Source organism: Actinoalloteichus spitiensis RMV-1378 (assembly GCF_000239155.1).
Classification (GTDB): domain Bacteria; phylum Actinomycetota; class Actinomycetes; order Mycobacteriales; family Pseudonocardiaceae; genus Actinoalloteichus_B; species Actinoalloteichus_B spitiensis.
Genome location: NZ_AGVX02000594.1, coordinates 1 through 7240, shown reverse-complemented (window position 1 = coordinate 7240; position 7240 = coordinate 1). Strand labels below are relative to the sequence as shown.

The 7240-nt window shown below is 74.3% G+C and carries 4 protein-coding genes; 3 read left to right on the top strand and 1 reads right to left on the bottom strand.

The genetic code is table 11. From position 1 onward, the window contains the following. Positions 1-301: 301 nt before the first annotated feature. Complete coding sequence (locus ACTIDRAF_RS0222265) at positions 302-928, bottom strand: SAM-dependent methyltransferase (protein WP_016700919.1); 627 nt, start codon at positions 926-928, stop codon at positions 302-304. 644 nt (positions 929-1572) lie between these two features. Between ACTIDRAF_RS0222265 and ACTIDRAF_RS0222260 the strand changes: the two genes are divergently transcribed. From ACTIDRAF_RS0222260 to ACTIDRAF_RS32210, 3 genes are all read left to right on the top strand, one after another. Then, positions 1573-2199 (top strand): choice-of-anchor M domain-containing protein, encoded by a 627-nt coding sequence (locus tag ACTIDRAF_RS0222260; RefSeq protein ID WP_157163204.1) that lies wholly within the window; start codon positions 1573-1575, stop codon positions 2197-2199. 393 nt (positions 2200-2592) lie between these two features. After that, on the top strand, positions 2593-4320 hold the full coding sequence (locus tag ACTIDRAF_RS0222255; protein ID WP_016700917.1) for a TIGR03773 family transporter-associated surface protein: 1728 nt from the start codon (positions 2593-2595) through the stop codon (positions 4318-4320). A gap of 43 nt (positions 4321-4363) precedes the next feature. Then, positions 4364-7240: choice-of-anchor M domain-containing protein (locus ACTIDRAF_RS32210; RefSeq protein ID WP_052168931.1), on the top strand; the 2877-nt coding region annotated here is incomplete at its 3' end.

Genomic DNA, 7240 nt, shown 5'->3' with positions numbered 1-7240 from the left:
CCCGGTGCGGGCTGGCGGAGAGCCAGGGGCGAGTGAGGCGGGTACGCCGTCCACGCCCTGGGGCGGCGCGGGGGTGCCAACCCCAACACGCGAGGATCGACGTTCTGACCTCGGCACCGGCCCGGTTCGGGTGCGGCTCAGGCGGAGCGGCACGTCATCGTGCGCCGTGGCAGGGGGTGCGCGGGTTCAGCGGCGGCGTCCACGCGCCACCTGCTCCTCGGCACGTCCGGTGGTGTTCAGGGCGCGCCGACCTCGTCGGCTGCGGCGTTCCGACCGGAGGCGGTCGGGGCCGCCGGGGCGGTCACGACCGTCGGGTCCTGCGCAGGGCGACGATGGTGTCGGTGACCTCGGCCTGCTGCCCGTTCGGTCCCGTCGCGATCCGCTGGGGGGCCTCCAGTATCTCAGGGGTCCAGTCCGGTCCCACCTCGAGTGATTCGGCGAGCTGGGCCGGGGTGGGGAACTCGTAGTCCGACGCGGAGCTCCACGACCACGGGGCGGCCGAGCCGTGGTCGACGATGAGCAGCACGCCGCCGGGGGTCACCGATTCCGCCGCTCGCCGCACCACCGCCTCCCGGTCGGGTGCGTAGAAGAAGCTGCCCCACACCAGGTCGAACGGCCCCGGGGGCAGGGGGTCCGCCGTCACGTCGCAGCGGACGGCGGTCACGCTGTCGGCGAGCCCCTCGTCGGCGGCGCGGCGGGCGATCCGGTCGACGGCGGTGTGGGCGACGTCGAGCGCGGTCACCGCCCACCCCTGGGCGGCGAGCCAGAGCGCGTCGCCGCCGTGTCCGGCGCCGAGTTCGAGTGCGCGGCCGGGGTGGAGGCGCAGCCGGGGGATCGTCGCGACCAACGGTGCGTTCGGTGTCGTGCCCCAGGTCGGGTCGGTCGCCTGGTACTGCTTCTCCCAGAAGTCGGCGTCGTAGGTGGTCATCGCCAGTTGGTCCTCTCAGACGTGCTCGTGGGCGTGGTCAACCCGGGTCCCAGGCTGCGGAGGCGTCGGAGACCGGAGCAAGGTTTCTTGCGGAAACGGCAAAACCTGGTCCGGGTAGGCCCACTGGGAGGACGGCGCGCCGAGGCGTGGGGTGGGTGGGCCCGCGCGTCATCGCTGGACGCCCCTGGTTCGGGGCACGAGAACGCCTCCTGCCCCGGTCGCCTGGTGCCGGATCGCCCCGGCCGGGCGCTCGCTCTGGTGGGCTTCCGGTCCGGCGTCGCCGGGCGCCTCAGCCGGTCCGGGGCCGCACCGCCAGCGGGGGTCGGGATGGCCGAGGAGCCGGGCGTGTCCGCTGCCGTGCGGGTCCCGCGCCGACGCGGAGTCCGGCTGGCGAGCCACCCCGTTGAGGAGCGGGCTCGCACCCGCCGGGCGGGAGGCCCCCGGCCGGGATGGCACGGGCGGCTCCTCGCCGGGTCTCCACGTCGGTGGTCGTGCGTGCCTTGCCGCGCCGGCGGCCTTCCGCCCCATCGAGGGGCGTGCGGTGGTCGGGACGGAGGAGCGCGGACACTCCATCCGGACTAATGACAATCATTTTCATTTTCAATACAGTCTGGTTGTCCTGATCACCTGTGAGAGGAACCGTGATGCACGTTCGTAATCGCGTGGGTGTGGGAGCCGTCGCCGTGGCGGCGGCGGCGCTCCTGGCGGGTGCCACCCCCGCCTACGCGCAGACCACCCTGTCGGAGGGACACGTGGACGTGATCGACGTCCACCTCCACGGTGACCACTTCCACGTGCACGTCCACGCCGAGGACCTCGGGCAGTCCTTCGAGCCGTCGGAGGTCGTGTTCGAGGTCAACGACAACGCCGCCGGCACCATCACCGCCGAGAGCGCCTTCGTCGGAGCTCCCGTCGGCTCGGCCGCCTGGGTGTTACCGGCCGAGGCCACCGACGGGGTGCTCTTCGCCGGCTTCAGCGCGCACGACCTCGCCCCCGGGGACACCGACGACGACCAGGTGCACGTCGCGCTGACCGGCGTGTCCGGTCCCGGCGACATCGGGCTGTGGGACGCCGACGACCTGAGCGTCGTGTTCAACTCCTTCGACGGCCTCGACTCCGAGGACGTGCTGACGCTGGGCCCCGACGCCCATTACCACCCGGCCTGGGTTTTCACCGACGCCGGCCAGTACTTCCTGACGTTCGAGGTCTCGGCCCTGGTCGGCGGGACCACGATCACCGACGAGGCGACCCTGGAGTTCGTCGTCGGCTGACCCCCACCCTCGTGGGCGCGCGGCCGCGGCGGGTCGGGGTGGTCGACCGCCGCAGCGTCAGCGTGACCCGCGACCTGGGTGGACCCGGGCCCCGACTGTCGCGGGGGAACCTTCCCCCGCGACTGGTCCCGCTCCGGCGTCCCCGCCTCGGGCCAGCCACCACCCGGGCGGGGACGCCGATGGACCACCTCGGAGGACCCCGGGAAGCGTGTCGGGCCGCACGAGCCGCGGCACGCGGCCCCGCGTCCTCGACCACACCCGCCGGCCCCGCCGCCCTGACCGGGACCGGCCGCCGGACCTGGTGACCGCCGATGCCCCAGACCCACCGGGGCCTCGGCGTCACCGAGCCGGCGGCCCGTCCGCACCGTCCAGCCGCCGTCCGAAGGACACGACGTGAGAACTGCACGACACACCGCGCTCGTCAGCCTGGTAGCGGTCGGGCTCGTCGCCGCGCCACCCCTGGGCCTGTCGCACCCGGCGCGGGACGAGGACCGCGTCCTCCAGGTCGACCCGAGCACGAGCGAGGTGGACCTCCTGACCCTGCGGCCGGGCGGGGCCGGCCTCGAACTCCTCGTGCGCGCGGACACGGGGGACGACGCGATCGTGACCGCCGCGGAGGACGTCCGTTTCGTCTCCGACGCCGCCGACCTCGCCGGCCTCGTCCCCGACGACCCGGTCTACGGCTTCCTGGGGGAACCGGGCGAGCAGGTCTGGCTCCTGCCGCACGGCTCCGACACCGGCGGCCCGCGTTCCGGCGCGGCGGTCCTGTCCTGGGACACCACCGCGCTGGAGGGAATGGCCGTCGACGAGGTCGCGGTGCACCTGCTCGGGGCCGAGGGGCCGGGAACGCTCACCGCCTTCACCCCGGTGGCCAGCGACCTGGACGAGCGGAGCGGCCCGACGCCGTTGTTCTCCAGCACGCCCACCGGCGACCACACCGGCGACGCGGAGCTGCCCACGGGCTCGCGGGGCGAGATGGTGTGGGCGTTCACCGAACCCGGCCGCTACCTCGTCGACATCGAGGTCGAGGCGCGCTCGGCCTCCGGCGACGCCCTGCGGACCAGCGCCACCTACTCGTTCGACCTCGTCCCCGACGGGCTCACTCCTCCCCCACCGTCCACACCCCCGGGGTCCGCACCAGCACCGCCGCCGTCCACGCCACCTCCCGGGGACGACGGCGACCTCACATCGCCCCCCACCTCCACCGCACCGCCCGCCTCCCAGGACGCCCCCTCCCCTCGCCTGCTGCCCGCCCCGCGCCAGCAGCAGCCACCGCCGATCAGCACCGAGCGGGGACCGGTCGTCCTGGACGCCGGACACGTCGACGTCGGGGCACGCCTGATCGGCGGCGACCTCCGGATGCTGGTCAAGGACGGCACCGTGGCCGGGCGGACGGACTGGCGGGAACTGTCCACCGTGGTCTTCCACGTCGCGCCGGCCGCCAGGATCGAGGTGCCGGACAGCCCCCAGTTCGGCTTCCTCGGGTCACCGGGTGACCCCGCCTGGGTCCTCCCCCAGGCTCAGCAGGCCGACATCCTCTGGCCTGGTTGGAACACCGAGGAACTGTCGACGGACGACGTCGACGGCCCCATCCGGTTCTCGCTGCTCGACGTCGACGGCCCCGGCGAGTTCGCGCTGTTCGTCAACGGCTCCTTCGGGGCGCCCGAGGTGCTCTTCGACAGCTCCGACGGCACACCCGACGCCTTCGACATCCCCCTTGGTACGCACGCCCACGGCAACTGGGCCTTCACCGACGAGGGGTTTTACGAGTTGACCCTGGAGATGAGCGGCTCCGCCGGCGGCACGCCCGTCAGCGACCGCCGGGTGCTGCACGTCGCCGTGGGGGACGTCGATCCGGGCCAGGTCGACCCGGGTGGCGGCGACGACCGCGACGACCACGACGACCGCGACGACCGCGACGACCCGGGGCCCCGGACCGACCCTCCCGGGAGCCGGGACGGGCAGGACGACGAGACCCGGGTTCCGCCGGGCGGTGTCGACAAGCTGGCGAAGACCGGCCCGGGAATGCTCCTCCCCCTCGCCGCGACCGGCGCGACGCTCGTCGCCCTCGGCGCCGCCCTCCTCCTCGGCCGCAGGGCACGCGGCTCCGCCCGGCCGTGACCGGTGTCCGTGTACCTCCCGACGTGATCGGAACGACGTGCGAATGCGTGTGACGACACCACGACCCCGCAGGACCTGGACGGCGCTGATCACCGCCGCGGCGACGGCGACGCTGCCGGGCACCGTCCTCGCCACGACCAGCCCCCTCCACCAGGAGACCCCACCCCTCACCCGACCGGCGGAGACCGGCCCCTCGGCCCACCCGGTGAACACCGCCGGAGCGGCAAGCTCCACCCGGGAGGGTGCCGAGGCGCCAGCGCTGCTGTCGGCGGGATCGGTGGAACTCCAGGCCAGGCTGGACGGTTCCTCGCTGTCGGCGGGGTTCACCGACACCAGCGATCCCGGCGGGCCGGTCCGGTACGGGCTGGCCGAGGCCGTGCTGCACGTCCCGGCCGCCGCCAGGACCGTGCAACCCCCGCACCACTCCTTCCCCGCCGATCCCGGGGACCCGGTCTGGACCCTTCCGGCGGCCACCACCGACGGCCTGCCCCGCGTCGCGCTGAGCACCCGGGGCGTGGACCGCGCCGAGGTCAGCGGACGGGTCGGCCTCGGTCTGGAGTCGCTGACCGGGCCGGGGGAGGTGGGTGTCTTCGTCGCCGCCACCGGCGACCGCCCGCCCTCGGTGGTCCGGTGGAACAGCAGGGACGGCCTACCCGACGTCCACGAGTACCCGCCGGACCGGGACGAGCGCCTCACCTGGAGTTTCTCGGCCGAGGGGACCTACTGCCTCGGCGTGCGGACCACGGCGACGCTCGGGTCGGGTGCCGAGGTCACCGGTCTCGACGTGCTCACCGTCGTCGTCGGCGACGTCTCCCCCGACGAGGTGCGGGCCTGCGGCGAGGACGGGCCGTCCCCGCAGGACCCGGTGTTCGTGCTGGACCAGGGGCATGTCGACGCGATCTACCCCCGGCTGGTCGACGGTGAGCTGCGGATCCAGTTGCGCGACGGCTCCCGGGCGCACGACGACGAGGAGGTCATGCGGGAGTTCGACGACGTCGTGCTGCACGCCAACCCCGCATCCCGGACGACGATCCCGGAGGGCGCGGTCGCCGAGTGGCTGGGGCGACCGGCCGGCGACCCGATGTGGCTGCTGCCGCAGACCAGTCGGCCGGACGTGCTGTGGGCCGGGTGGGGGTCGGACATCCGGTGGCACGAGGAGGTGGTGTTCGGCAGCCTCGACTGGCGGCTCGACCACGTCGCCGGGCCAGGGAACCTGGCGATGTACCTGTCCTCGGCCGCCCGGGACGGCGCCCCGCCGGTGTTCGTCAGCCGGGGTGACAGCCCCAACGTGCGGATGATAAGCGTTCCGGCGCACACCCACGCCAACTGGGCGTTCACCGAGGAAGGCGTGTACTGCCTGACGTTCTCCGCCAGCGGCACCCTGCTCGACGGGCGGACGGTGTCCGACCGGCAACGCCTGACGCTCGCCGTCGGCGACGTCGCGGCCGACCAGGTCGTCCCCTGTGGCCGGTCGGGTCCGGCGCCGGAACGGGAGCCGAGGCAGCCGCCGACCGAACCGGCTGGGGACCCGGTGGTGCTCGGCGGCCACACGTCCTCCGAGTTGAGCGCGCGTGTCGTGAGCGGTGATCTGCGCCTGGACGTCCGGGCCAACGGCGATGCCACGAGCCCGACGTACCATGCGCCCTCGGACGTCGTCTTCCACACCACCGAGTCGGCGTCCGTCCCCGAGTCGGGCTTCACGAGTTTCCTCGGTGAGCCCGGCGAACGGTACTGGCGTTTCCGCGCCACCCAGGGGGCCGGTTGGCCGGTGCTCGGCCTCGACACCGCCGACGTCCTGCCCGAGCAGGTCGACGGGGGGACCCTCAGCTGGCGGGTGCACGACGCCGGCGGGCCAGGGGACGTCGCGTTCTACGCGGTGGGGCGGGGCGGCACCCGCATCCTCGACACGGTCGGGGATGACCACGCGACGGTCCGGACGCGCGCGCACGGCACGCAGGTCCGCGAGTGGGCCTTCGTGGGGGCGGGCACCTACTGCCTCGACGTGGAGGTCAGCGCCACCGTCGACGGGCGAGGCGTCTCCGACCGCCAGCTGGTCACGGTGGTGGCCGGCGACGTCGACCCCTCCACGGTGACGCCCTGCGGCCGGGACGACGACGGGCCACCGACGGACACCCCCGCTCCGCCGCCCAGCGATGACCTCGTCGTCCTCGACGAGGGGCACGTGGACGTCGCCGCGCGGGTGCTGGACGAGGAGCTGCGGATGGCCGTCAAGGACGGCACCACGCCCGGGGTCGTGGAGTGGCGCCAGCTGGAGGACGTGCTCTTCCACGCCAACACCGACGCGGAGACCGCCGTCCCCGACGCGCCCGCCTACGACTTCCTGGGGGAGGCCGGCGATCCGGTGTGGATCCTGCCGCAGACCCAGCTGGAGGGGGTGCTGTGGCCGGGGTGGAACACCGAGGAGATCCTTCCCGACCAGCTGGCCGGGGCGGTGCACTGGCAGCTCACGGCCGCGGAGGGCCCGGGGGCCTTCGTCCTCTACCAGGACGGGACGTTCGGGCCGAACACCCCGGTCTTCGACAGCCGGGACGCGCTCCCCCTCGGGTTCGACGTTCCGCTCGGGCAACACGCGCACGCCAACTGGGCGTTCACGGCGGAGGGCGTCTACTGCCTGTCCTTCGAGATGTCGGCGACGACGCCGGCGGGTGCGGCCACCTCGGACGGCGGGACCCTGGCCGTCGCGGTGGGCGCGGTGGACGTGGCCTCGGTGCCCCGCTGCGGGGAGGGCGACGGCTCGGGACCGGAGCCCACCCCACCGCCGGGCACCTCCCCACCGCCCGGCCCCGGTGGCCCCGACACCACCCCGCCGCCGACCACGACCGACCCCTCCCAGCCGGGCGGTGACGGTCCTGGTGGCGGACCTGGCGGTGGCGGACCCGGCGGCGGTGACGGCGGGGGC